Origin of the sequence: Streptomyces sp. NPDC101776 (assembly GCF_044766845.1) — a bacterium.
Lineage (GTDB): Bacteria > Actinomycetota > Actinomycetes > Streptomycetales > Streptomycetaceae > Streptomyces.
The window spans coordinates 378,507-403,771 of the sequence record NZ_JBIWMV010000001.1; the positions used below are offsets into that span (position 1 = coordinate 378,507).

The 25,265-nt window shown below is 72.4% G+C and carries 18 protein-coding genes and 1 pseudogene; 14 read left to right on the forward strand and 5 right to left on the reverse strand.

What is annotated here, in order from left to right; all coding sequences use genetic code 11:
* The first annotated feature begins 38 nt into the window (after nt 1–38).
* Nucleotides 39–890: a GNAT family N-acetyltransferase gene (locus tag ACIRRY_RS01650; protein WP_403966586.1), complete on the forward strand. Its 852-nt coding sequence runs from the start codon at nt 39–41 to the stop codon at nt 888–890.
* A 10-nt stretch (nt 891–900) separates the two neighbouring features.
* On the opposite strand, the gene ACIRRY_RS01655 is transcribed toward ACIRRY_RS01650, so the two are convergent.
* A complete protein-coding gene (locus tag ACIRRY_RS01655) occupies nt 901–3,699 on the reverse strand; it encodes an ATP-binding protein (RefSeq protein WP_403966589.1) in 2,799 nt (932 codons plus the stop codon).
* A gap of 56 nt (nt 3,700–3,755) precedes the next feature.
* A complete protein-coding gene (locus ACIRRY_RS01660; protein ID WP_403966592.1) occupies nt 3,756–5,066 on the reverse strand; it encodes an amidohydrolase family protein in 1,311 nt (436 codons plus the stop codon).
* Between the two features lie 164 nt (nt 5,067–5,230).
* Between ACIRRY_RS01660 and ACIRRY_RS01665 the strand changes: the two genes are divergently transcribed.
* Entirely contained in the window at nt 5,231–6,160 is a 930-nt protein-coding gene (locus ACIRRY_RS01665; protein ID WP_403966595.1) for an AraC family transcriptional regulator, read from the forward strand.
* Here the strand turns inward: ACIRRY_RS01665 and ACIRRY_RS01670 are convergent.
* Both ACIRRY_RS01670 and ACIRRY_RS01675 read right to left on the reverse strand, forming a co-directional pair.
* A complete protein-coding gene (locus ACIRRY_RS01670) occupies nt 6,157–7,131 on the reverse strand; it encodes a phosphotriesterase (protein WP_403966597.1) in 975 nt (324 codons plus the stop codon). The two genes, ACIRRY_RS01665 and ACIRRY_RS01670, sit on opposite strands and share 4 nt — an antisense overlap.
* A gap of 177 nt (nt 7,132–7,308) precedes the next feature.
* Nucleotides 7,309–7,944 (reverse strand): alpha/beta fold hydrolase, encoded by a 636-nt coding sequence (locus tag ACIRRY_RS01675; RefSeq protein ID WP_403966599.1) that lies wholly within the window; start codon nt 7,942–7,944, stop codon nt 7,309–7,311.
* Between the two features lie 541 nt (nt 7,945–8,485).
* Here ACIRRY_RS01675 and ACIRRY_RS01680 point away from each other — a divergent pair.
* Nucleotides 8,486–9,499: a glycoside hydrolase family 26 protein gene (locus ACIRRY_RS01680; protein WP_403966602.1), complete on the forward strand. Its 1,014-nt coding sequence runs from the start codon at nt 8,486–8,488 to the stop codon at nt 9,497–9,499.
* A gap of 75 nt (nt 9,500–9,574) precedes the next feature.
* On the opposite strand, the gene ACIRRY_RS01685 is transcribed toward ACIRRY_RS01680, so the two are convergent.
* Nucleotides 9,575–10,687 (reverse strand): arabinogalactan endo-beta-1,4-galactanase, encoded by a 1,113-nt coding sequence (locus ACIRRY_RS01685; RefSeq protein WP_403966605.1) that lies wholly within the window; start codon nt 10,685–10,687, stop codon nt 9,575–9,577.
* Between the two features lie 318 nt (nt 10,688–11,005).
* Here ACIRRY_RS01685 and ACIRRY_RS01690 point away from each other — a divergent pair, with 318 nt between their 5' ends.
* The 11 genes and pseudogenes from ACIRRY_RS01690 to ACIRRY_RS01740 all read left to right on the forward strand — a co-directional run bounded on the left by ACIRRY_RS01690 (nt 11,006) and on the right by ACIRRY_RS01740 (nt 25,123).
* The gene (locus ACIRRY_RS01690) at nt 11,006–11,941 is read left to right on the forward strand and encodes an ABC transporter ATP-binding protein (protein WP_403966608.1); all 936 of its coding nucleotides are present in this window, start codon (nt 11,006–11,008) and stop codon (nt 11,939–11,941) included.
* On the forward strand, nt 11,938–12,783 hold the full coding sequence (locus tag ACIRRY_RS01695) for an ABC transporter permease (protein WP_403966611.1): 846 nt from the start codon (nt 11,938–11,940) through the stop codon (nt 12,781–12,783). Before ACIRRY_RS01690 ends, ACIRRY_RS01695 begins: the two co-directional genes overlap by 4 nt.
* A 91-nt stretch (nt 12,784–12,874) precedes the next feature.
* Nucleotides 12,875–14,191 carry a sensor histidine kinase gene (locus ACIRRY_RS01700; RefSeq protein WP_403966614.1) on the forward strand — a complete coding sequence of 439 codons (1,317 nt, stop codon included), beginning with the start codon at nt 12,875–12,877 and terminating at the stop codon, nt 14,189–14,191.
* Complete coding sequence (locus tag ACIRRY_RS01705) at nt 14,188–14,880, forward strand: response regulator (RefSeq protein ID WP_403966618.1); 693 nt, start codon at nt 14,188–14,190, stop codon at nt 14,878–14,880. The genes ACIRRY_RS01700 and ACIRRY_RS01705 overlap by 4 nt, the downstream gene beginning before the upstream one ends.
* A gap of 20 nt (nt 14,881–14,900) precedes the next feature.
* Nucleotides 14,901–16,118: pseudogene (locus tag ACIRRY_RS01710) on the forward strand (lactonase family protein); the annotation flags it as partial.
* A 37-nt stretch (nt 16,119–16,155) separates the two neighbouring features.
* The gene (locus tag ACIRRY_RS01715; protein WP_403968298.1) at nt 16,156–16,656 is read left to right on the forward strand and encodes an ABC transporter permease; all 501 of its coding nucleotides are present in this window, start codon (nt 16,156–16,158) and stop codon (nt 16,654–16,656) included.
* A 159-nt stretch (nt 16,657–16,815) separates the two neighbouring features.
* Nucleotides 16,816–17,193, forward strand: a complete 378-nt coding sequence (locus ACIRRY_RS01720) for a hypothetical protein (RefSeq protein WP_403968300.1) — start codon at nt 16,816–16,818, stop codon at nt 17,191–17,193.
* Between the two features lie 137 nt (nt 17,194–17,330).
* On the forward strand, nt 17,331–21,224 hold the full coding sequence (locus tag ACIRRY_RS01725) for a helix-turn-helix domain-containing protein (RefSeq protein WP_403968302.1): 3,894 nt from the start codon (nt 17,331–17,333) through the stop codon (nt 21,222–21,224).
* 155 nt (nt 21,225–21,379) lie between these two features.
* Nucleotides 21,380–22,231, forward strand: coding sequence for an NlpC/P60 family protein (locus tag ACIRRY_RS01730; RefSeq protein WP_403966621.1), 852 nt, complete (start codon nt 21,380–21,382; stop codon nt 22,229–22,231).
* Nucleotides 22,232–22,485: 254 nt separating this feature from the next.
* Nucleotides 22,486–24,549: an elongation factor G gene (gene fusA / locus ACIRRY_RS01735; RefSeq protein ID WP_403966623.1), complete on the forward strand. Its 2,064-nt coding sequence runs from the start codon at nt 22,486–22,488 to the stop codon at nt 24,547–24,549.
* A gap of 247 nt (nt 24,550–24,796) precedes the next feature.
* Nucleotides 24,797–25,123 (forward strand): putative quinol monooxygenase, encoded by a 327-nt coding sequence (locus tag ACIRRY_RS01740; protein WP_403966625.1) that lies wholly within the window; start codon nt 24,797–24,799, stop codon nt 25,121–25,123.
* Nucleotides 25,124–25,265: the final 142 nt, after the last annotated feature.

A 25,265-nucleotide genomic window follows, 5' to 3' on the forward strand; every position in this document is an offset into this window, starting at 1 on the left:
GTCGCCTCCTGACGAACCCGAGAGGGAAACAGAAACCCATGACGACCGTCGTTCCACCGTCCGTCGCCGAACAGTCCGAGGCGGAGGCCCTCTACCGCTTCCAGACGGAGACCCCCGAGACCGTCCGTACCGCGCTGGGCATGACCGCCACCCGGATCGGCGGGGGCGTGGTGCTGTCCATGTGCGAGGACCTCACCCGCTTCTGGAGCAAGGCCCTCGGCTTCGGTGTCACCGAGCCCGTCACCGCCCGACTCGTCCAAGAGGTCTGCGACTTCTACCGGGCGGCGCGCACCCCGCAGGCCGTCTTCCAGATCGCGCCCGCGTTCCTGCCCGAGGACTGGCCGGAGATCTGCGCACGGGAGGGCATCGTCCAGGACTCGTCCTGGGTGAAACTCGTCTGCGCGACCGAGGAGGCCGTCGCCCGCGCCGACGCCCTGGACACGAAGCCCGACGGCATCACCGTCGCCCCGCTGGAGGCCCAACACGCCCTGGAATGGGGCACGGTGATGATGCGGGCCTTCGGCATGCCGGTCGAGCCCTACGCCGAGATGGGCGCCGCGACCGTGACCCGGCCGGGCTGGCATCCCTACGGCGCCTGGCTGGACGGGGAGTTGGTCGGCACCGGCACCATGCTCGTGCGCGGCGACACGGCGCAGATGTTCGCCGGCGCCGTACTGCCCCATGCGCGTGCGCGCGGCGGACAGACCGCGCTGCTCGCCGCCCGGGCGCGTACCGCACGGGAGTCGGGGTGCCGCTTCCTCGTCGCCGAGACCGGCGCCGAGCGGCCCGGCACCCACAACAGCTCGCTGCACAACATGCTCCGCCTCGGCTTCGAGGTGGCCTACGAACGCCCCAACTGGACCTGGCACCTCGCGCCCGACGCGGACTGAGCGGGCGGTCTCACGGCAGCGGGCCGGTCAGCGCGTCGCGCAGGCCGCCCCGCGAGGTGACGTTCAACTTCCGGAAGACACTGCGGAGATGGGCCGCCACCGTGCGCGGGGACAGGAAGAGCCGGGCGGCGATCTGCTTGTTCGTCAGCCCGGTGGCGGCCAGTTGGGCCGCCACCCGCTCCTGCGGGGTCAGCAGCGCGGGCCGGTCCCGGCCGTCGCGCGCGACGGGCCTGAGGGGCTTGACGGGGATGCCGCTCGCCCGCAGTTCGTCCGCCGCCCGCGCACTCCACGGGGCGGCGCCGAGGCGCTCGAACGTGCCGAGCGCCGCGTCCAGGTGCACCCGCGCCGCGCCGCCCGCTTTCGCGCGGCGCAGTCGTTCGCCGTAGGCCAGACAGATCCGCGCCCAGTCGAACGGCCAGCGCTCGGCACCCGGCGTGGCGATCGCCGCCTCGAAGAGGTCGTGCTCGATCGAGTCCGGGCTCGCCATCGCCTCGGCGGCGTCCGTCACCATCGCCAGCCGGGGCGAGATCGACGGGATGCCGGTCCCGCGGACCGCCGCCACGTGCGCGGCCGCCTCCTCGCGGTGGTCGGTGTGGACCGCGGCCTCGGTGAAGTCCAGCAGGAGCCACAGCGCGTGCGGCATGAACCGGGGCACCTCGCCGGGCGTACCGATGGCCCGCAGCAGGCGGTGGGCGGTGTCGAAGTCCCCGCCGCCGAGCGCCGACAGCGCCCGGATGTGCGAGGCGTAGACCCGCAGCGCGCCCAGCCCGCGCGGATTGCCCCAGGACACCAGCCGGTCCGCGATCCCCCGCGCGGTGGTGCCGTCGCCGCGCGCGGCGGCCACAAGTCCCCGCTGGAAGTGGCCTGTTGACGCCGTCAGCCGATAGTCGTGCGTCTCGCACCAGCCGAGGCCCTCCTCGGTCATCTCCAGCACGTCGTCCCACTGGCCGCCCGCGTAGGCGTCGTTGGCCAGCAGGAACTGCGCCTGGATGGCCAGGGCCACGGCCCCGCCGTCGCGGCCGTCGTCCACGACCCGGCGCAGCGCGCCCCGGCAGCCCGGGAGGCGGTCGGTGTACGAGGCGGAGAGCGCGACGCCGAAGACCCGTACGGGATCGCTCTGTTGGTGCAGGCCCAGGACGAGGCGGTCGAGCCGGTCGAGGAAGGGCAGCGCGCCGTACGCCGGATCGCCGAAGGTGCCCATGATCACCGGCAGCAGGCGCCGCGAGGCGGGTGGACGCCGCCGCTCCACGAGGTCCTCGAAGGAGTGCCACAGTTCCGGTCGGCCGCCGTAGAAGCACACCATGAGAAGGGTGTTGAGGGCCTCGCGGAAGACGTCCTCGACCGTCTCGCCGTCCTCGGGCCACACATGGGTGTCGATGGCGCCGACGAGCAGCCGGTGCGCGGTGTCCACATCGCCCTCGCCGTTGAGGAGTTGACTGGCCGCGGCGGTGGCGGCGGCGAGGGAGTCCATGCCGGACGGGTCGGCGTCGCCGGCGTTGTCCAGCAGCGCGCGGACGTTGCGCAGATCGCCGGTGATGTTGGCGCCGAGACAGGCCGCCTCCGCCAGCCGCCGGGCCTTGGCGGTGCCCGTGCCGCTCAACTCCGAGGCGCGCAGCAGGGTCGTGATGGCGCCGACGGCGTCACCGCGCCGCAGGGTGCTGTAGGCCACCTCGTGCAACAGGGCGGCCACATGGTCGTCGAGGCCGACGGCCGCGTCGGCGAGGTGCCGGGCCCGGTGCTCGGAGCCCTCGGGGAGTTCTGCGGCGAGCGCCCGGTGCGCCGACCGGCGTTCCTCGCTGGTCGACAGGTCCAGCACCGCGGAACGGGTCAGCGGATGCCGGAACTCCAGCCTGCCGGTGACCCCGTCGACCTGGACGAGCCCGGCCCGCTCGGCGGGGGACAGCCCGGCCAGACTGCCCGGTCCGCCCAAGGCCCGCTGGAGGATGTGCAGTTCACCCGAGCCCTCCAGCACGGCGAGCAGCAGCAGCTTGCGGGTCGCGGCCGGGAGCGCGGCGACCCGGGTGGAGAAGATGCCCTTGAGGCGCTCCGTCAACGGCAGTACGGCGGGCAGGGCGCCCCGCTCCGTCTGCTGCAAGTCGTTGAGCGGGACCGGGAGTTCGAGCAGGGCGAGGGGGTTGCCCCGGGCCTCCGCGACCAGCCGCCGGCGGACCCTGGCCGCCATCGCGGGGAACCGGTCCGCCACCAGTTCGTTCGCCGAGACGTCGTCCAGCGGCCGGACCTCGTACTCGGGTATCCCGATATTGCTCAGCAGGGACTCGTCGCCGGTCCGCGACGCGCCCAGCAGGGCGATCGGGCCGGTGTGCGGGGAGCGGGCGAGGGTGCCCAGAACCGTGGCGCTGGGCCGGTCCACCCAGGCCACGTCGTCGACGAGCAGCGCGAGCGGACCGGTCCCGGTGGCGGTCCGCGTCAGCAGGGCCTGCACGGCGTTCGCGATGCCGAGCAGCTCCGAGGGCTGCTCCTCGGACAGCCCGCGGACCGCCTGGAGGGTCGCCGCCTGCCGTGCGGGCAGCGCGGGGATCTCCTCGGCCAGGGGGTGCAGCAGTTGGTTCAACGCCGAGAAGCCGACGCCCCGTTGGAACGGGCAGCCGGAGATCCGCAGCACCCGGAAGCCCGCCTCGGACGTGCGCAGCGCCGCGGCGTCCAGCAGCGCGGTCTTGCCCACCCCGGCCTCCCCGGTCAGCATCAGCCCGGCTCCTCGTGCCCGGGCGGTGTCGAAGTGCCCGTCGAGAACGGCCAGTTCGGCCGATCGTCCGATGAGAGCCGGCGGGGTGAGGGATGCCGATGCCATGACGCCTCCCGTGGAGGTGGGCGGAAACGGGAACGGTCGCGACGTCCGAGGTCGGTTCACGCGATACGGGCGGCCGCCTCGGCGGCGGCGTGCTGGGCGGCGACGCGGTCCACCGTGACCGTCTCACCGGCCACGACGACGGCCTCGCCCGCGACCCAGACGTCCTGGACCGCGCGGGAACCGGCCGCCCACATGAGGTTGGCGAGCAGCCGGCCGTCCTCGACGTCGAGCCCTGTCGCGAAGTGCGGTCCGTCCACGGAGAGATGGACCAGGTCGGCCCAACTGCCCGGGCGCAGCGAGCCGATGTCGGTCCGGCCCAGGGCCGCCGCTCCGGCCGAGGTCGCCATGAGGAAGGCGTCCGCGGCCGTGAGGGCCATCGCGTCGGCCGTCGCGAGCCGGCAGAACATCATCGCGAGGCGGGCCTCCTCCCACAGGTCGAGATCGTCGTTGCTCGCGGGCCCGTCGGTGCCCAGACCCACCGGGACGGACGCGGCGCGCAGCGCGGCCAGGCGGGCGGTCCCGGAGGCGAGTTTGGCGTTGGAGCCCGGGCAGTGCGCGACACCGGCACCCGCCCGGGCCAGCAGCCGGATGTCGTCGTCGGAGAGATGCACGGCATGCGCCGCGAGCAGCCGTCCGTCCAACAGCCCGGTCTCCTGGAGCAGTTGGGGAACCGAACCGTGCGACTCCCGTTGTGCGACGTCCTCGGCGAGGGTCTCCGCGACATGGATGTGCACCAGGGCGCCGCGCTGGGCCGCCTCCTCCGCCGTGGCGCGCAGTGCCTCCGGCGGCAGGGTGTAGGCGGAGTGCGGTCCGTAGCAGAGTTCGACACGCTCACCCGGCCCGAAGCGCAGGCCGTCCGCGTCGATCCACTTGCCGATGGCCGCGAGATCGGTGCGCCAGTCGTCGCCGGGCCGGTCGAAGTAGGCGGGCGCGATCAGCACCCGGCTGCCCGCCTCCAGCGCCGCGTCGGCCACCTGCTCGGCGTGCGCGTACATCTCGGCGCTGGTCGTCACGCCGTAGCGCAGCATCTCGACGCAGCCGAGCAGCATGCCCGTGTGGGCGTCTCGGGGGCGCATGCGGCCTTCGGCGGGCCAGACGGCGTCCTGGAGCCAGGCCGACAGCGGGAGGTCGCCGCCGAGGCCCCGCAGGAGGGTCATCGGGGTGTGCGCGTGGGTGTTGACCAGGCCGGGAGCGAGGATGCCGGACAGCGAGGTGACCCGGACGCCCGCCGGGAGCGGGGGAGCGGTGGCGGCCGTACCGCAGTGGGTGATCCGGCCGTCCGGGCCGACGTCGACCACGGCGTCGCGCAGGACGGAACAGGACGGGTCGGCGGGGAGGACCACAGGGGCGCGAAAACGTCGTGACACGGACAAGGGAGAACTCGCTTCCGGACGGGGTGCTTCCAACGCGTACACGATGCGGGACCGGTCCAAAAGTTCGCCCCGATTGGCGTGAACTCGATCACAGGAGTGGGGAAAGGGTGCGCCCGTCTGTCATGAGCATCGCCGGATTCGGGTGGATAGGATGAGATGTGTCTTCCTGGAGCCAAGCTCTGACCGTCTCCTCCGCGAGCGCCTGGGACGAGGTCTTCACCGGCCTCCACGGCGCGAGCTGCATCACGGTGCCGGACCGCCGCGCACCCTGGGTCGGGCACCTGGAGTGGCAGCGGTCGAAGACGTACAGTCTCGCGCTGTGCTCCGGCGGAGAGGAAGTGGTCGACCGGGACGCCCGGCACATCCGCACCGACCCCCGGGGCACCCACGAACTCCTCGTCCCGCTCTCCGGATCGGCCTGGGTGGAGCAGGGCGTGGCGTCCGGCGAGATCGGGCCCGGCGTCATGGCGCTGTGCGACATCGACCGGCCGCTGAGGTTCGCGCACGGACCGGGCCTCCGCAGCATCTCCCTGATCGTGTCCGGCCGGCACCTCGCGGCGCGCAGCGCGCTCGCGGCCCGGGGACCGCACCTCCTCGACGGTGACCGCGGACTCGGCCGTGTCGTACGGCAGTTGACCACCACCCTGCACGAGGAGCGCGAGCACCTCTCCGAGACGACCTTCGACATCGCCTGCGACCGGCTCCTCGACCTGGTGTGCCTCGCGGCGGAGGGCGGTACCGACTCGGCGCCCACCGGACAGCGGGCGACCGTCGAGGCCGCGATCAGGCGCTACGTCCGCGAGCACGCCTGCGACCGCGACCTGGACGTCCTCGGCATCGCGCGGGCGCTCGGCTGGTCCGCGCGCTACGTCCAGCAGGTGCTCCAGGCCGCCGGCACCACCTCGCGCGACCTGATCCGCCGCGAACGGCTGAACGTCGCCAGGACCTGTCTGGCGAGCGAGGGTTGGACCACGTACTCGATCGCGGAGATCGCCCACGCCAGCGGCTTCGGCAGCCACGCCTCCTTCGCCACCGCGTTCCGCGCGGAGTTCGGCATCTCTCCGCGCGAAGCCCGGGGCGGTTCCTAGGAGTTGACCGGGGTGAAGTAGCGCCGCGGGTTGTCGACCAGCATGGTCGTGATCTGATCCTCGGTGACTCCGGCGGCGCGCAGGGCCGGGAGCACCTGCTCGTGCAGGTGGAGGTGGTGCCAGTTCGGGGCGATCTGCTCCCGTACGCCCGGCGGGAACCAGTCGATGTGGCAGGGCGCGTCGTGCGACAGGACCATCCGCTCGGCGAAGCCCTCGCGCGCGAGTGCCGCGACGGTCGCCACCCGCTGGTCCTCGGGCAGCAGCACGTCCAGCCCGAAGCGGTCCATGCCGACGTAACTGCCGTTGTCGATGAGCTCGTGCAGATAGTCCAGGTCGGCGGTGTCGCCGCTGTGCCCGATCACCACGGCGCCGAGATCCACGCCCTCGCCGCGCAGCACCTCCTGTGCGACAAGTCCCGTACGGGCGAAGGGATTTGTGTGCACGGTGATCGGCGCGCCGGTCCGCACATGTGCCTGCGCCACGGCACGCATCACACGCTCCACGCCGGGGGTGAGTTCGCCCTCGATCGCGCACTTCAGGAACGCGGCCCTGATGCCGGTGTCGGCGATGCCCTCGGTGAGTTCGCGGACGAACAGGTCGGTCATGCCCTCGGGGCCGCCGAGCAGGGTGCCCGGGCCGTGGTAGCGGAAGAAGTCCGGGATGTCGGCGAGCGTGTAAACGCCGGTCGCCGCAACGATGTTGAGGTCGACCTGCGCGTTCACCTCGGCGACCCGCGCCACGTTGCGGCCGAGGCCGATGACGGTCGGGTCGACGAGCGTGGAGACACCGGTCGCGGCGAGGGCCTTCAGCCGGGAGACGGCGTCGGCGACGCGCTCGGCCTCGTCCCAGGACTCCGGGAGGCTCTGCCGGAATTCCTCACTGACGACGAAGACGTGCTCGTGCATCAGGACGGAACCGAGGTCGCTCACGGCCACGGGGCCGCGGACGGTCTGGATATGAGGGGTCGTCATGCTGATCCTTCGTTGCTTGCCCAGTGTAGGCGGGGAGTTGGGGGAGGGAGAGGGGTGCAGCGGTTGACGGGAGCCGCCGCGGACGTCAGAGGTCAGAGGAGGTCAGACGTCGGAGAGGTCGACGGCGTCGGCCGCGGCCGGCCGGACGAGGTGGGCCACCGCGTCCGGCCGGGACACTTACACGCAGTGACCGGCGTCGGTGCCGGTGACCGTGCAGCCCGCCCGCCGGGCCATGGCCCGCTGTGCGGGAGGCGGGATCATCCGGTCGTCGGTCGCCACCGGATACCAGCTCGGCCTGTGCCGCCAGGCCGGTTCACCGATCGCACCGCCGAGCGCGTCGAGCCCCCACGCCACCTGCGAGTCGGCCATGAACTCGGCCTCCGCGGACGGGAGATCGGCGGCGAAGGACGCGTGGAACTTCTCCCGGTCGAGGAACAGGAACCCGTCGACCGGAGGCAGGATCGGCGGCACCGGCGCGCCCGGCTCGGGGTCGGCGATCAACGCGTTCACGGACTCGCCCTTGTCGGGCGCGAACGCCGCGACGTACACGAGACCGGCGACCCGTTCGTGATGGCCGGCCTCCGTGATGACGGCCCCGCCGTAGGAGTGCCCGACGAGGATCGCCGGCCCGTCCAGCGCGTCCAGCGTCCGCTCGACCGCCGCGACATCGCCCGCGAGGGACAGGGCGGGATTCTGTACGACGCGCACCCGGAACCCGTCGCCCGTCAGCAGCCGGTACACCTCCCGCCACCCGGACCCGTCCACGAACCCGCCGTGCACGAGCACCACGTTCTTCACCAGTTCCGCGTTCATGCCCCCGACTCTTCCAAGGCCACCCGCCGCCGTCTTTCGCACCGGCGCGCAGTCCTTTCGCGTGGACGCGATACGGGTCCGCGGGCGGAAGGACGAGCGGGCCCTGCGCCCGCGTCGCGCAGCCTCGTACCGTTCGGGTTCGCGGTCTCGCGCTGGGTGGGGGCGGTGCCAGGCGTGCGGTGCTGTCGCCAGGGTGCGGGCCGAGCGTGGGCGGGAACAGGCGCTGCGGTTCCGGGCCCGCGCTGCCGGGCGCTCTGTGTCACCCGCCGGTCATATCCCCAATAGCGCGCTACGTCATCATCTTCCGCCCCGCGCTGATACGTTGCTCGGGCGCCGGGAGCAGCCCGCACATCCCGGCCCCCGCTGCCGCGCGGTATCCGCCGCCGCCCCCGTACCCCGCAAACACCCACCGCCCCCGCCGAAGCCGCCCGCACACCGCACACCACGAACCCCGCACTCCGCGAACCCCGCACGTCACGCCCACCGCACCCCGCGAAGCCCACCGCCCCTGTCGCCCCCGCACCCACGAAAAAGGAGAGCCGTGCCCCCGCACGGGACGCGCCGCAACCTGTCGGCCCTGTTCACCGTCGCCCTCGCGCTCGTCCTGCTGGCCGGGCCCGCCTGCGTACCCGGTGTCGAGTCCCCGCCCCCGCCCGTGCAGGCGGCCACCGCACCCCGGCCCGGCCCGCCGACGGCCTACGGCGCCTACGTCGGCTACGGTGCCGACGCCGTGCGGCGGGTCGCGGGGTTCGGGGCCTGGCTGGGGCGGCCCGAACCCCGGGTCGGGCACGCGTATCTGGCCGGCGACAACTGGAGCGACATCGAGGGCGCCTCCGAGGACCTCGCCGTGTGGGCCGACTGGCGCAACAAGGAGCAGGACCGGCTGCTCGTGCTCAACGTGCCGATGCTGGACCGCAACGAGGACCACCTGCCCGACTCCGTGGTCCGCGCCGAACTGGGGGAGGGGGCGAACGGACGCTACGACGACCACTTCCGCGTCCTCGCCCAAAGGCTGGTCCAACTCGGCGTCCCCGACACCGAGATCGTCCTCGGCTGGGAGATGAACGGCACCACCTACACTCACCGCTGCGCCCCCGACCCGGAGTCCTGGAAGCGGTACTGGACGCGCATCGTCACCGCGATGCGCTCCGTCCCCGGGCAGCGCTTCCGCTTCGACTTCACCCCCAACCGCGGCCGCGACGCGATCCCCTGGACCGACTGCTACCCCGGCGACCGCTACGTCGACGTCATCGGCATGGACGCCTACGACGCGCCCCGTGGTCTGTCCTTCACCGGCCAACTGACCGAGCCCTACGGCCTGTTGGCCCAGGCCGACTTCGCCCGCGCCCACCGCAAACCCGTCGCCTACCCCGAGTGGGGCCTGTACGAGAACGGCGACAACCCCGCCTACATGCGCGGCATGCTCACCTGGATGGCCGGCCAACGCCCGCTCTACCAGACCATCAGCGACTACTGTCCCCACGGCGTCTGGCGCTGCCGCTCCAACCCCAAGTCCGCGGCCGTATACAGAACCTTGACGGACCATCAGCAGTGATTCAGCCGTGAACACGGAACGCGGCACCGCCCTGAGAAGAAGGCGGCGCCGCTCGTAACCCGTGGAACTACTCTTCTACGGCGTCCACTTCACATTCGGGTTCACCTGTCCGGTCCAGTTGAAGATCGCCATGTTGTCCCAACCGTCCCCGCTGGTGGCGATGTTGGCCGGGTCCCAGCCGTTGCCGGTGACCGCGTACCAGGTCGGCTCCCAGTAGAAGACCCCGATCGCCCCCGCACTGCGCGCCGTGTTCTGCACGGCGGTGAACTCCGCGCCCTGGCCCGCCCAGGTCAGCGCATAGCCCGAGCACCCCGACGTCACCGAGTTCGCCGTACTGTCCGCGTCGGACGAGGTGAACGGATAGGCCGTCTCCGCGATGATGACGTCCTTGCCGTAGCGCGACTTCATGTCCGAGACGACGCTGCCCATGTTGGCCAGCGTGCCGTGCCACATGCAGTAGTACGACAGCCCGGTGATGTCCCAGTTGACGCCCTGCGCCTTGATGCCGTCGTAGAACCACCGGGCGTTGGAGTCGCTGTCCGCGTCGGCCGTGTGGATGATCACCTGGGTGGAGCTGTTGCACGCCTTCGTCGCGTTGTAGCCCGACTTCAGCAGCAGACCGAGGTTGGTGAAGCTGTTGTTGACGACCTTGCCGTCGTCCCACAGCATGCCGACGTTGATCTCGTTGCCGATCTGCACGCTGTCCGGGGTGGTGCCCTGGGACTTGAGGCTGTTGCAGACGTCGTAGGTGTAGTTGTAGACGTCGGTCTGGAGCGCGCTGATGCCGTGGCTCGACCAGGCCGCGGGCTTGTACTGCTTGCCCGGGTCGGCCCAGGTGTCCGAGTAGTGGAAGTCGATCAGCAGCTTGAGACCCTTGGCCTTGACCTGCTTCGCGTAGGCCAGCACCTTCGCCTTGTTGTTGTAGCCGCTGGCGGGGTTGTTCCAGATCCGCAGGCGGACGTAGTTGACGCCGGCGCCCTTGAGGATGTCCAGCGGGTCCTTGGCGGTCCCGCTGGAGTCGTAGTACTTGGCGCCGAGATCGATCGCGCGCTGTGCGGACGAGACGTCGGCGCCGAGCATGGTGAGCGAGTTCGCGGCGGCGGCGTCGGTGGGGGTGAGCATCGCCGCCGGCAGGGCGACTGCGGCCAGCAGCAAGGCGGCCTTCACTATGCGGCCCGGGATTTTCACGGGGTACCCGACCTCCTTGGGTCGACTGACATGCGCATGCGGGTTGGTTCTGAGAACGTTCACAGTAGGAGAGGTAACAGGCGCTGTAAATATGTGTGTCGGTTGTATTTCCCGCAGTTGGTGGGCGCATTCTTCGCGCGAATGGAGTGGGAACGTACACAACACACGTGCGCGGCGCACGGCACGCAGTGGTACCTCGGTACTACGCCCGCCCCCGCAACGGCCCCTCGGTACGACGGGTTCGAGCCCCTCCGGCTCCTAGCGTTGCCGGTGGAAAAGCCCAGTGGGGGCGGCGGCACGTGAGCGTGAGGGAAACCGATGATCGAGGCACATCAACTGACTAAGCGGTACGGCGAGAAGACGGCGGTCGACCGGCTGGACTTCGTCGTCCGGCCCGGCACGGTCACCGGCTTCCTGGGCCCCAACGGCGCCGGGAAGTCCACCACGATGCGCATGATCGTCGGCCTGGACGCGCCCACCAGCGGCACCGTCACGGTCAACGGCAAGCCCTACGCCGGCCACGGTGCCCCGCTCCAGGAGGTCGGCGCGCTCCTGGAGGCCAAGTCGATCCACCCGGGCCGCTCCGCGTTCGACCACCTGATGGCACAGGCCCACACGCACGGCATCCCGCGCCGCCGCGTCGACGAGGTCATCGAACTGACCGGGCTCCAGAGCGTGGCCAAGAAGCGTGCCGGGGCCTTCTCCCTCGGCATGGGGCAGCGGCTCGGCATCGCCGCCGCGCTCCTCGGCGACCCGGCGACCGTCATGCTCGACGAACCCGTCAACGGCCTCGACCCCGAAGGCGTGCTGTGGATCCGCAACCTGCTGACCGGGCTCGCCGCGGACGGTCGTACCGTCTTCGTCTCCTCGCACCTGATGAGTGAAATGGCCCTGGTCGCCGACCACTTGATCATCGTCGGACGGGGGCGGCTGCTGGCCGACACCACCGTTCAGGACCTGGTCCGGCACGCGGGCGGCGACACCGTCACCGTCGCCTCCGAGCAGCCGGCCAAACTGCGCGAGGTCCTCGCCGGTCCCGGCGTCGAGATCACCGGCGAGGTCGGCTCCGAGGAACTGCACGTCACCGGGGTGAGCGCGCGGGCCATCGGCCGCAAGGCCGCCGAGCACGGCATCCCGCTCTTCGAACTCAGCGCGCGCACCGTCTCGTTGGAGCAGGCGTTCATGGATCTGACCCGGGACGCCGTCGAGTACCACGGCTCCACCACCGTCGAGACCCCCGGGAGGGCCGCGTGAGCACCATCACCGCGACCGACAGCGCCGCACCCGCGCCGGTGAAACCGGCCCGTCCGCCGTACAAGGTCACCGGGCGCCGCGTGCTGCGCTCCGAGTGGGCCAAGCTGTGGTCCCTGCGCTCCACCTGGATCACCCTGGGCCTGGGCCTGCTGTTCCTGATCGCGTTCGGCCTGATCGCCGCCGCGCACTACAAGTCCTCCTACGACGGAGGGAACTTGAGGCCCGACGACGCCAACTCCACCGCGCTCGACATCTCCCTGTTCGGCACGAACTTCGCGCAGCTCGCGCTCGGTGTGCTGGGTGTCCTGGTCACCGCCGGCGAGTACTCGACCGGCATGATCCGCTCCACGCTGGCCGCCGTACCGCGCCGTCTGCCGGTGCTGTGGTCCAAGGCCCTGGTGTTCGGCGTGGTCGCGCTCGGTGTCTCCCTCGTCGGGGTGTTCGTCGCGTTCCCGATCGTCGGCGGCATCGTCTCCGGCACGCCCGCGGCCCTCGCGTTCTCCCACTCCGGAGTCGTCCGCAGCCTGCTCGGCGCCGGTCTCTACCTCGGTCTGGTCGGTGTGATCGGCACCGCGCTGGGCGCGCTGCTGCGCTCGGTCGCCGGCGGCATCTCGGTCCTGGTCGCCACGTTCATGCTGGTGCCGGGCCTGATCACGCTGCTGCCCAGCTCCTGGCAGGACGACATCAGCCCCTATCTGCCGAGCAACGCGGGCCAGGCGATGTTCGCGCTGACCCACGACGCGACGACCCTCTCGCCCGGCGCCGGACTCCTGGTCTTCCTCGGCTGGACGGCGCTCGCGCTGGCCGGGGCGGCGTACCGGCTGGTGCGGACGGACGCCTGAGGCCGGCAGGGCCGGGTGTCCGACGCCCGAACGTCGCGCACCCGGCCCACAATGAACAGGTGACCTCCATGAACCCGGACCAGTGACACCGATGAGCCTCGACGACCCCGCCCACGTGCTGTTCGCGGAGACGGACCTCCCGTGGAGTCACCCCGTGGCCGGCGGCCTGTCCCGGTTCGGCCGGCGGATCAAACAGGGCGACCGGAGACGTCCGTGGGTGCTGGACACCGCCCTCGTCGTCCTCATCGTGCTGGTGTTCTGTCTGCCGGACATGCTGGACGACGACGACGGCCGACGGCGCGGCTTCGACAACAGCTTCATCCATCTGCCCTGGCCGGCGACCGTCGCCCTCCAGGCCGGACTGGTGCTGCCGCTGCTGCTGCGGCGCCGCAGGCCGACCCTGGCCTTCGCGCTGATCGCCGCCGTGTTCTTCGTCCAGGCGGGGCTGGGGGTCTGGCTGCGCGCCGACGTCGCCCTGCTGATCTCCCTCTACAGCCTGGTCCTGCACGGGCAGTTGCGCCGCCTGCCCGTCGCCTGTGCGGTCTCCCTCGCCGCCCTGGGCCTGTTCGCGCTGCGGCTGCCGTCCCAAGTGCCGGTCCTGGACGCGCTGTTCGTCCTGTTCAGCACCATCACCGCGGCCGTCGCGCTCGGCTTCGTCGTCCGCATCCGGCGCGCCCAGCTCGCCGTGCTGCGCGACCGCGCGGCCCGGCTGGAGATCGAGCGCGACCAGCGCAGCAGACTGGCCGCCGCCGCCGAACGCACCCGCGTGGCACGGGAGATGCACGACATCATCGGCCACAACCTCTCCGTCATCATCACCCTCGCCGACGGCGGCGCCTACGCCACCGACCTCGCCCCCGAACGCGGCAAGCAGGCCCTGCTCCTCATCGGCGACACCGGCCGCCAGGCGCTCGGTGAACTCCGCCGCATGCTGGGCGTGTTGAGGGTGCAGAGCGCCACACCCGACGCCCCCGAACTCAGCCCGCAACCCGGCATCGCCGACCTCGACGCCCTCTGCGCCCGGATCCGCGCGGCCGGTCCCCAGGTCGTCTACCGCACCGGCGGCGACCAGGCCGCCCTGGACCGCGGGGTCCAACTGACCGTGTACCGCATCGTGCAGGAGGCCCTCACCAACGCCCTCAAGCACGCGGGCCACGACACCCGCGTCGAACTGGCGGTGAACGTCGAGGACGCACGGGTGCGCATCGACTGCCACGACACCGGCCCGGCCGGCACCGCCACCGGACCCGCACCGAGCCACGACGAAGGACACGGACTCGCCGGCATGAGAGAACGCGCGGCCCTCTACGACGGCACCGTCACCGCGGGCCCCGCTCCCGGCGGTGGCTGGACGGTACGGGCCACCCTCGACCTCACCCCGCTCGACGCGATCGGGGGAGCGGCATGACGACCGTGCTCATCGTGGACGACCAGCCCCTCCAACGCCTGGGCTTCCGCATGCTGTTGGAGGCCAACCCCGACACCGAGGTGGTCGGCGAGGCCGGGCACGGCGGCGAGGCGGTCCGGATGGCGGCCGAACTGCGTCCCGACGTGATCCTGATGGACGTACGCATGCCCGGCATGGACGGCATCGAGGCCACCCGCCGGGTCGTCGCGGCAGGCGACCGCTCCCGCGTCCTCATCCTGACCACCTTCGACCTCGACGAGTACGCCCACGAGGCACTGCGCGCGGGAGCCAGCGGCTTCCTCCTCAAGGACGCCCACCCCGAGGAACTCCTCGCCGGCATCCGCGCGGTGGCCTCCGGCGACGCGGTCATCGCCCCCGCCCTCACCCGCCGGCTGCTGGACGCCTACGCCCAGCATCTGCCGAAACTCTCACCGGAAGGCCCCGAGGCGGTGCCCGCGACGGACGACCCCCGCATCCGCTCCCTCACCGAACGCGAACGCGAGATCCTCGTCGCCATGGGCAGAGGCTGGACCAACGGCGAGATCGCCGAACGCCTCTTCCTCTCCGAGTCCACGGTGAAGACCCACGTCGGCCGCGTCCTGGCGAAGGTCGGCGCCCGCGACCGCATCCAGGCGGTGATCCTGGCCTACGACCTCGGCCTCGCCCGCCCCAACTCGCCCGAGCAGTAGCCCAGTTGGGTCATTTGTTCGTGAAGGCTCAGGTTGCGCGGCCCGCACGCACAGCTTCGTACGCGCTGTGGACGCTGCGGCACATCGGGACAACTGTCGCTGTCCATGGTCGAGTTCACAGGGACTGTGTCCCGCAGAACGATGTTGGGTGCCATGGCGGCCACCGTGCCGCCAGCCGCCGGAGCGCCGAAGCCGCACCACGGGCGAGACCCGATCTTCTCCACGTCGGCACCTGGAACGGCGGGCAGGTCCACGGCGTCCGGTTCGCCCCCGTCCACGGAACCCTGACGTCCATCGGGCTGATGGCACAGGTGAGTTCGGGCTGGGTGACGGCACATCCGGACCGCCCGGTCCTCTACGTCGGCAGCCGGCTCAACGGCGGAATCGTCACCGTCCTCGCCGTCGACCGCTCGACCGGCGCGCTGACGCGGACCGGTCAGGTCGGCACGGACGCCGGAGACACGGCCGGCGGCGGCCTCTTCCACCTCCGCGTCGACCGGCCCTCGGGCACGCTGCTGGTCGCCAACTTCGAGGCGGGGCTCGCCGTTTCCCTCCCGATCCACCGGGACGGCACCCTCGGTGCACCGGTGTCGGTCGTGGTGGACACCGGATCGGGGCCCAGGCCACGGCAGTTGGGCCCGCACCCGCACGAGATCGTCGTGGTCCCGGGCCGCCGCCACGCCCTGGTCGCGGACTTCGGCGCCGACCGCGTCTTCGTCTACGGCTTCGACGGTACGACGGGTGCGCTGTCCCCGGGCGAGGGCGGACCCGGCGCCTACGTCACCGACGCAGGCGCGGGCCCGCGCCGACTCGTCTTCCACCCCGACGGACGGAAGGCGTATCTGCTGACCGAGCTGACGGCGGAGCTCCAACTCCTCGACCGGGACGGCAGATCGGGCGAATCGGCGCACCGTCGGAGCCTCGCGATCGACTCGCCCGACTTCACCGGCACCAAGAGCGGCGCCGAACTGGCCATCAGTCGCGACGGCCGCTTCGTCCACGTCTCAAGTCGCGGTGAGAACACCCTCGTTGTGTACGAGACCGAGCGGCGCACCGGGCTGCTCTCCCTTCTCCAGCGCGTCCCCGGCGGAGGACTGAAGCCCTGGAGCTTCACCGTGCACCCGAGCGGGCGCTGGCTGCTGGTCGCCAACGAGGCGAGCAGCACGGTCGACGTGTTCGCCGTGGACCCGCGCTCCGGGCTGCTGACCGGCACCGGGACCTCCCTGCCCCTGCCGAACCCCGACTCGATCGCCGTCTTCGCGCAGTGGCGTCCTGGTGGCCGCCGTCAACGGCATCCCCAAGATCGCCCTCGCCCCGCTCTTCCCGCTGTTCTTCGGCATCGGCCCCTGGTCGAAGATCAACATCGCCGTGACGGGCGTGCCGTTCGTCGTCTTCTGCAACGTCTGTCTCGGGCTGCGCCCGCGCGAACGCGAACTCGTCGAGATCGTCCAGGTGATGGGCGGCCGCCGCCGTCACGTCCTCGGCCACGTCACGATCCCCACCCTTGCCGCCCCCTTCTTCGCCGCCCTCAGGACCGGCGGCCCGCCGGCGATCCTCGGCGTCATCGGCGGCGAGTTCATCGCCTCCTCCGAAGGCGTCGGCCACGAACTGTTCACCTCGGCCATGAACCTCGACGCCGTGACCGAGTTCGCCGGACTGATCGTCCTGGTGGTGACGACCCTGATCCTGAACGGGCTGCTGACCTGGCTGGACAAGTACGCGCCGAAGCGGCTGGGACTGAGCCCGCGGCGGCCGAACGAGCGCCGCGCCGGTTGACCTCCGCCGTACAACACCCCTGCTCGGACCGGGTTTCCCGGTCGTCCCCCGGACGGGCAACAGGAAACCCGTCGACCCCGGGAGTCCCTCGGGTCAGGCTGATTTCCGACAGCACCGAGCACGGCCTGCGACACCGCAGGAGACCCATTAGGGGGAAACATGCGCAAGATGTTCAGCGCCGCCGCCGTATTCGCCACCGCGGCCACCGCACTGGTGGCGATGAGCGGGGCAGCCCAGGCGAAGCCCGCCGGCACGGTCCCCTGGGACGGCTGCCCGTCCGGGGCGGTCTGCATCTACGGCGAGGGCGTGGTCCCGAAGGACAACCCGCACCCGACCGACGTGTACTACAGCTACGGCGCCCACAACCTCAGCAACCAGGTCGGCCAGCACTGGATCCTGAACAACCAGTACGGCGGCGCGTCCGTGAGCCTGTGCAACGGCTACAACGGTACGAACTGCACCGACACGATCGCCGAGAACAACGGCCTCCTCCGCAACTTCACCCCCATCAACTCCATCGTCCTCAACCGCCCGTAGCGGGACTCCTCACCGCGGGGGAGCACTGCCGGGACCGGCCCACGACGGTCCCGGCAGTCCCGTTTTTCGCCACTCCGGGTGAATCGCTTGGCCCCCTGTCGGACCCCCGCAGTAGCCTGGGCATCCGCCGTCTCACGATGCGGGCAGGCAGTGCCAGGGGGGACGCCTTGGGGGACCAGCAGTACCAGCACGCGGCAACCGACCGGTCCGACCAGCCGGAGAGCACCGCGCAGGTCACGTCGACCTTTCCGGCGCAGCTCAGACGGCTGCGCCGGGAGCGCGGACTGTCGCTGGCCGACCTGGCGCGCCGGACGCACTACAGCAAGGGCTATCTCAGCAAGATCGAGACCGGCGTCAAGCGGGCGACCCTCGACGTGGCCCGCCAGTGCGACCACATCCTGGGCGCCGAGGGCGAGTTGCTCAAGCTGGTGCGCGAAGCCGGCCCGGCGGAGCGCGCCGGGGGACCCGCCGCCGACGGCACCGAGCCCGCCTGTCCGTATCGCGGACTGGCGGCGTTCACCCCGCGGGACGCGGCCTGGTTCTTCGGCCGGGAGCGGGCCACGGCCGCGCTCGTCGAGCGGGTCTTCCAACGCGTCGGCGGCGGACCGCTGTTACTGGTCGCCCCGTCCGGCGCCGGCAAGTCCTCGCTCCTGAACGCCGGTCTCATCCCCGCGTTACGGCGCCCCGGCGGCTTCCCGATGCCCGGCGCCGAGCGCTGGCCGGTGGTCGCCGTCACCCCCACCGCCCATCCGCTGGACGAACTCCTCGAACGTACGGCGAAGGTCCTCGGCAGCGATCTCGACCTCACCGCGCGGCAGGTGGCCGACCGCCCCGAGGCCCTGCTGGAAGCGGTCCGCACCCGCTCGGAAGGTGCCCCGCCCGGCCCCGACGGCCGCCGCCCGCCCCCGGTCCTGCCGGTGCTGCTGGTCGACCAGTTCGAGGAACTGTTCACCCTCTGCTCCGACGAGAGCGAGAGACGCGCCTTCGTCCGGGTCCTGCGGTCGCTGTCCACCGGCCCGGACCCCGCCGTCGTCGTGCTCGGCGTCCGCGCCGACTTCACCGGCCGCTGCCTCGAACTCCCGGAACTCGCCCCGGTGTTCACCGACGGACTGTTCGTCCTGCTCCCCATGTCCGTGGCCGAACTGCGGGAATCCATCACCCGCCCCGCCGAACTCGCCGGCGTCACCCTCGAACCCGGCCTGGTCCCCCTCCTGCTGCGCGACGCCGGACTGCGCGACGAGCCCGGCACCGCCCACCCCGCCGCCACCCCCGACGACACCCCGTCCGGCGCCCTGCCCCTCGTCTCCCACGCCCTCCTCGCCACCTGGCAGCAACGCGAGAACACCACCCTCACCGTGGCCGGGTACGAACGCACCGGCGGCATCCAGGGCGCCGTCGCCCGCACCGCCGAGACCGTGTTCGCCCAGCTGTACCCGGCCGAGCAGAAGACCATCCGGCGCGTCCTGTCCCGGCTCGTGCACGTGTCCGACGAGGGGACCGTCGCGACCCGCCGCCGCGCCGGGCGCAGCGCCCTGATGGAACAACTCGCCGACGCGGACGCCGCGTCGGCCGCCCTCGACGTCTTCGTCCGGGCCCGGCTGATCACCGTGGACAGCGACACCGTCGAGATCACCCACGAGGCCCTGCTGCACGCCTGGCCCCGGCTGCGCGACTGGATCCACGCCGACCGCGCCGGACTCCTCATCCACCAGCAACTCGCCCACGCCGCCGCCGAATGGGAGCGCGAGCACCGCGACCCGTCCGCCCTCTACCGCGGCACCCGCCTCGACACGGTCCGCTCCTGGGCCGACGAACTCGACGGCCGCGCCCGCCTCGGCCCCCGCGAGGAGGCCTTCCTCCGGGCCAGCCAGGCCGAAGAGGACACGCGCCGACATCTGGCGAGACGTCAGATCCGGTTGCGCCAGGCCCTGTTCGCGACCCTAGCCGTCCTCCTCGGCCTGGCCGTGACGGCCGGCGGCCTCGCGTTGCAGCAGCGCGCCGGCGCCCTCGACCAGGAGCGCGCCGCCCGCTCCCAGGCCCTCGCCGTGCAGTCCACCTCGCTGGCCGGCAGCCAGCCCGAGGCCTCGATGCTGCTCGCCGAGGAGGCCTACCGCGCCGACCGCACCCCCGAGGCGCGCGGCGCCCTCCTCAGCACCCAGGCCCAGGCCTTCTCCGCCCGCCTCGCCGGCCGGCACGGGCCGGTCAACGCGGTCGCCTTCGCCCCCGACGGCAGCCTCCTCGCGACGGCCGACGCGTACGGCACCGTACAACTGCGCCGCACCGCCGACCACCGCACCACCGCCACGCTCAGCCTCCCCGGACGGGTCCGCTCGGTCGGCTTCAGCCCCGACGGCGCCACCGTCGCGGCGACGTCCTCGGACGGGCCGGTACGGATCTGGGGCACCGCCGACCACAGGCTGCGGACCCTGCTGCCCGCGAGCACCGCGGGCGCGCGCACGCTCGCCTTCGACCCCCGCGGCCGTACCCTCGCGGTCGCCGGCGAGGACGGAACGGTCCGACTGTGGGACCTCGGCGCGGGCCACCCCTCCGTGGTGCGGCTCGTCGGACACACCGGCCGGGTCAACTCGCTGGCCTACGCCCCGGACGGACGGACCCTGGCCACGGGCGGCGCCGACCGGACCGTACGGCTGTGGGACACCGACCGGGGCCGCGCCCTCGCCGTGCTCAGGGGGCACACCGACGAAGTGCTCGGGGTGGCGTTCGGGCCGGACGGGCGGAGCGTGGCCTCCGGGGGCGTCGACCGGACCGTACGCCTGTGGGACCTGGCCACGCACCGGGCCACGGCGACCCTGACCGGACACAGCGACGACGTCAACGCGGTCGCCTACACACCCGACGGCACCACGGTCGTCAGCGCGGGCGGCGACGGCACGACCCGGCTGTGGGACGTGCGCACCGGCCGGCCGGCCGCGATCCTCGCCGGGCACACCGACTATGTGATGTCCGTCGCCGTGGACTCCACCGGGACGACCCTGGCCACCGGCGGCTTCGACCAGTCGGTGGTCCTGTGGGACCTGCGCGGCCCGGTGCTGAGCGCCCGTCCGTTCACCGAGGTATCGCAGGCCGTCTACAGCCCGGACGGGACCCTCCTGGCGACCGCCGACGCGGACCACACCGTACGGCTGTGGGACGTGGCCCGGCACCGGGTCGTGACGACGTTCACGGGTCACCGCGAGAGCGTCTTCTCGGTGGCGTTCGCCCCGGGCGGTCGCACCCTCGCCTCGGCGGGCTCGGACGGCACGATCCGGCTGTGGGACGTCCGCACGCACCGCGCGCTGGCGACCCTCACCGGCCACACCGGGGACGTCTTCTCCGTCGCGTTCGCGCCCGACGGCCGCTCCCTCGCCTCCGCGGGCGCCGACCGCACGGTCCGCGTGTGGGACCTCGCGAGCCACCGTCAACTCGCCGTCCTCAAAGGCCACTCGGACTCTGCCAACGATGTCACGTACAGCCCGGACGGCCGCGTCCTCGCCAGCGCCGGCGACGACCTGACCGTCCGTCTGTGGGACACGGCGACCCACCGCCCGCTCGCCACCCTCAGCGGCCACACCGGTGCCGTCCGGGGCGTGGCCTTCAGCCCCGACGGGCGGACCCTGGCGAGCAGCAGCAACGACGGCACCGTCCGCCTGTGGGACGTCCGCCACCGCCGCTTCGAGTCCTCCCTCACCGGCCACACCGGATCCGTGCGCGGCCTCGCCTTCTCGCCGGACGGCCGGCTCCTCGCGAGCAGCGGCAGCGACCGTACGGTACGGCTCTGGGATGTGTCCGGGCGGCGGCCGTGGGCCACGCTCACCGGGCACACGAACGCGGTGTGGGGCGTCGCGTTCGCGCCCGACGGCCGGACCCTCGCCAGCAGCAGCAACGACGGGACCGTGCGGCTGTGGGACCTCGACCTCGGCGCGCAGCTCACCCGGATCTGCCGGCTGCGCACGGCGATCGGCCCCGAGGCGCGCGGGACGCTGCTGCCGGGACTGCCCGTGTCCTTCACCACCGGGTGCGCGAAGCCCTGACCGCGCGGAGCCGAACTCCCCTGGTGGGAGCGGGTTTCCCGAGGGTTTCCCGTTGCCTCTCGGGGTGGGGTGACGCCGGGTCCTCGACCCGCCGGGGCCGGGGTCGGCAGGCTGGTGCCCGACCACTTCGGACCACAGCAGACGGGGGTCCCGGCATGCTCCGGCGGACCGGAATCATCGGCACACTCATCGGGCTCTTCGCCCTCCTCCTCTGGGCACCCGCGGCCGTCGCGGCCCCGGCCGCACCGGCGGCGAGCAGTTGCGGGGTCCTCGCACCGGGCGCCTCGGCCGCCGCGCAGAGCGCGATCGCCGCGGCCTGCGCCCAGGTCGACGCGGGCACCTGGTACACGTGGGGCGGCGGCCACGGCGCGCAGCCCGGCGCCACCTACGGCCAGGTCGACCCCACCGACCCGGCCAGCGAACACGACCCCGAGCGGCTCGGCTTCGACTGCTCGGGCCTCGTCCGCTACGCCTACGCGCAGGCCGCCGGCTCCGACATCCTCAACGGCGACGCGAGCCAGCAGTACTACACGACCCGCGCCGCCGCCCGCTTCACCGCCGCGCAGGGCCTCGCCCCGCTGCTTCCCGGCGACCTGCTCGCCTACGGCGACTCCGCGGACCTGCACCACATCGCGATCTACCTCGGCGCGGGCAAGATGGTCGAGGCCAAGCAGTCCGGCACGCGTCTGATGGTCAGTGATGTCCGCCTGAGCCCCGACTACTTCGGGGCCGTCCGCGTCAACACCGGTGCGGTGACCGGGCATGTCTTCCGGACCTGGGGCACCGGCGTCTGGACGAAGACGGCACCCTCCGTCAGCGCGGGTCGCGTCTACGCGTTCCCCGGCCCGACCTCCGTCCGCGTCGAGTGCCAGAAGCACGCGGAGCTCGTCACCTCCGACGGCTACACCAACGACGCCTGGTCCTACCTGCCCGACTACAAGGCCTGGGTGACCAACATCTACATCCAGGGACCGGCCTGGCTCGACGGCGTACCCACCTGCTCCTGACCCGTCCACCGGAAAATCCGGTGCCCCACCACCCCGGGCTTCCCTACACTCGCCACATCCGTTGACGAGTGAGGGGAGCCCGCCGTGCGTGACCACACCGCCGTGATCCTCCTGTCCTCGTCCCTCCGGTGCCCGCCGCGCGGCCGGTACCGGACACCCGTGACGTGACAGCGATCTGACACGACGTCAACTGCTCGCCCTCGTACGGGAATCGCGCCGCCCTGCACGGAATCACTCTCGAAAGGCCACGGGCCGTGCGCACCGAACGCCCTCCCACCACCCCGCTCTCCGCCGTCCGCAACCTGGGCATCCTCGCCCACGTCGACGCCGGCAAGACCACCGTCACCGAGCGGTTCCTCTACCTCACCGGGACGACCCACAAGCGCGGTGAGGTCCACGACGGCACGACCGTCACCGACTTCGACCCCCAGGAGCGCGACCGTGGGATCACCATCTTCGCCGCGGCCGTCACCTGCGCCTGGGCCGGTCACCGCGTCAACCTGATCGACACCCCGGGCCATGTCGACTTCGCCGACGAGGTGGAGCGTTCGCTGCGTGTCCTCGACGGCGCGATCGCGGTCTTCGACGCGGTCGCGGGCGTGGAGCCGCAGAGCGAGTCGGTGTGGCGCCAGGCCGACCGCTACGGCGTGCCGCGCATCGCCTTCGTCAACAAGCTGGACCGCGCGGGCGCCGACCTCGACACGGCCGTCGCGTCCATCCGCGAACGGCTCCATCCGGCGCCGCTGGTGGTGCAGTTGCCGATCGGCACGGAGGGCGGGTTCACCGGAGTCGTCGATCTGCTGCGGCTGCGCGCCCTGGTGTGGACCGACGGCAACGACACGCCGGCCGAACTCCCGGTACCGGACGGTCTGTTGGAGGAGGCGCTGCGACGCCGGCGGCTGCTGGAGGAAGCGGTGGCGGAGCTGCACCCGGTCGCCCTGGAGGAGTTCTACGCCGAATCCACCGTCTCCGCCGAGACGTTGGGCGTGGCGTTGCGCGACCTCACGCGCACCGGGGACGGTCTGGTCGTGCTGTGCGGCTCGGCCTACCGCAACCGCGGCATCGAGCCGCTGCTGGACGCCGTGGTGGCGTATCTGCCCTCGCCGTCGGACGTGCCGCCGGTACGGGGGACGTACGACGGCGGTGAGCAGGAGCGGGCGGCCGATCCACAACTGCCGTTCTCCGCGCTGGCGTTCAAGGTGAGTGCGGCGGGCACCGGGCGGCTGACGTATCTGCGGATCTATTCGGGCACGATCGAGAGAGGAGACACGGTGTGGGACCCGGGCGCGCGGCGCACCGAGCGGATCGGGCGCATCCTGCGGGTCCAGGCCGACCGGCACGAACGGCTGGAGCGGGCGGTCGCCGGGGACATCGTCGCCGTGGCCGGACTCAAGTCAGCCCGCGCCGGCTCGACCCTGTGCGCGCCGGACGCCCCGCTCGTCCTCGAACCGCCCACGGTCGCCGACCCGGTGGTCTCGGTGGCGGTCGAGGCGCGAAGGAGCACCGACACCGACCGGCTTGCGTCGGCGCTCGCCCGACTGGCCGAGGAGGACCCGTCGTTGGTCGTACGGACCGACACCGAGACCGGCCAGACGGTCCTGTCCGGCATGGGCGAACTGCACCTGGAGGTCGCGGTGGAGAAGATCCGTCAGGCCACGGGTGTGGAGGTCAACGCAGGCCGCCCGAGGGTCGCTTACCGCGAGACGGTCGTGCGCGGTGTGTCCGGCCTGGTCTTCCGGCACGTCAAACAGGACGGCGGATCGGGGCAGTTCGCGCATGTGGTCCTGGATGTCGAACCCTTCGACGGACCCGACCTCGGCTTCGAGTTCCGCTCGGCGGTCGTCGGCGGGCGGGTGCCGCAGGAGTACGTCCGCTCGGTGGAGGCCGGGTGCCGTGACGCCCTCACCGAGGGGCCGATCGGCGGCTTCCCGGTGACCGGGCTGCGCGTCACGCTGACCGACGGGGCGACCCATGTGAAGGACTCCTCGGAGCAGGCGTTCCGCACGGCCGGCCGCCTCGGCCTGCGGGACGCCCTGCGCGCCTGCGAGACGGTCCTCCTCGAACCGGTCGTCGAGGTCACCGTCACCGTGCCCGAGGACGCGGTCGGCGGAGTCCTCGGCGACCTGGCCGCCCGCCGCGGCCGCGTCACCGGCTCGACGACCCGCACGGGCTCGGCGATCGTCACCGCGACCGTGCCCCTGTCCGAACTCTTCGGCTACGCGACGCGGTTGCGCAGCAGGACCCAGGGCCGGGGCACGTTCACGGCCAGGCCGACGGGGTACGCACGCGTGCCGGGCGGGGTGGCCGTGGCCCGGTAGCGGTGCACGGGCGGGAGGCGTCTGCGTGCGGGGCGCCTTCCGCCGCCGGTCTCGGCGGCCCTTCATCACCCGGGCGACGGGGTGTGCGACGGGGTGTGCGACGGCGCCGGGCGCGGTAGTGAACCGTCCGGTGGCCGTCCCCGTACGGGAGGTGTCCACGGTGGGACACCTCCCGTCGCCTGCCCGTGGGGGGCACGCTCGGGACGGTGCGTTTCCGCGTGCCGTCCCGACAACACTGGAGCACCGCATGATCTTCATCGCCGTACGGTTCCCCGTCCGCCCGGAGTACCGCGAGGAATGGCTCGACCGGGTCGCCGGCTTCACCGCCGCGACCCGGGCCGAGCCCGGCAACCTGTTCTTCGAGTGGTCGGTCGACGCGGCCGACCCCAACCGCTTCGTCCTGCTGGAGGCGTTCGCGTCCCCGGAGGCCGGCGCCGCCCACGTCGGCTCCGAGCACTTCGAGGCGGCCGTCGCGTGGATGCCGGACGTCGTCGCCGCGACGCCTGACATCATCAACGTCGAGGTGGAGGGCGGGGGTTGGTCACCGATGGCGGAGATCACCCCACGGGTGTGACGGTGGCGGGGGGGGGGCCGGGGGGGGGGGGCCGGCGCCCCCCCCCCCCCCCCCCCCGGGGGGGCCCCCCCCCGGGGGGGGGCCCGCCCCCCCACCCCCCGAGCCCCGCCCCGCGCGGTGTTGTCGGGGTGGGGAAGGGCCG

Coding starts and splice junctions, on each gene's coding strand:
- ACIRRY_RS01690 (WP_403966608.1), top strand. CDS start 11,006: ATGATCGAGGCACATCAACTGACTAAGCGGTACGGCGAGAAGACGGCG.
- ACIRRY_RS01720 (WP_403968300.1), top strand. CDS start 16,816: ATGCGCAAGATGTTCAGCGCCGCCGCCGTATTCGCCACCGCGGCCACC.
- ACIRRY_RS01650 (WP_403966586.1), top strand. CDS start 39: ATGACGACCGTCGTTCCACCGTCCGTCGCCGAACAGTCCGAGGCGGAG.
- ACIRRY_RS01670 (WP_403966597.1), bottom strand. CDS start 7,131: ATGACGACCCCTCATATCCAGACCGTCCGCGGCCCCGTGGCCGTGAGC.
- ACIRRY_RS01740 (WP_403966625.1), top strand. CDS start 24,797: ATGATCTTCATCGCCGTACGGTTCCCCGTCCGCCCGGAGTACCGCGAG.
- ACIRRY_RS01655 (WP_403966589.1), bottom strand. CDS start 3,699: ATGGCATCGGCATCCCTCACCCCGCCGGCTCTCATCGGACGATCGGCC.
- ACIRRY_RS01725 (WP_403968302.1), top strand. CDS start 17,331: ATGCGGGCAGGCAGTGCCAGGGGGGACGCCTTGGGGGACCAGCAGTAC.
- ACIRRY_RS01705 (WP_403966618.1), top strand. CDS start 14,188: ATGACGACCGTGCTCATCGTGGACGACCAGCCCCTCCAACGCCTGGGC.
- ACIRRY_RS01730 (WP_403966621.1), top strand. CDS start 21,380: ATGCTCCGGCGGACCGGAATCATCGGCACACTCATCGGGCTCTTCGCC.
- ACIRRY_RS01700 (WP_403966614.1), top strand. CDS start 12,875: ATGAGCCTCGACGACCCCGCCCACGTGCTGTTCGCGGAGACGGACCTC.
- ACIRRY_RS01675 (WP_403966599.1), bottom strand. CDS start 7,944: ATGAACGCGGAACTGGTGAAGAACGTGGTGCTCGTGCACGGCGGGTTC.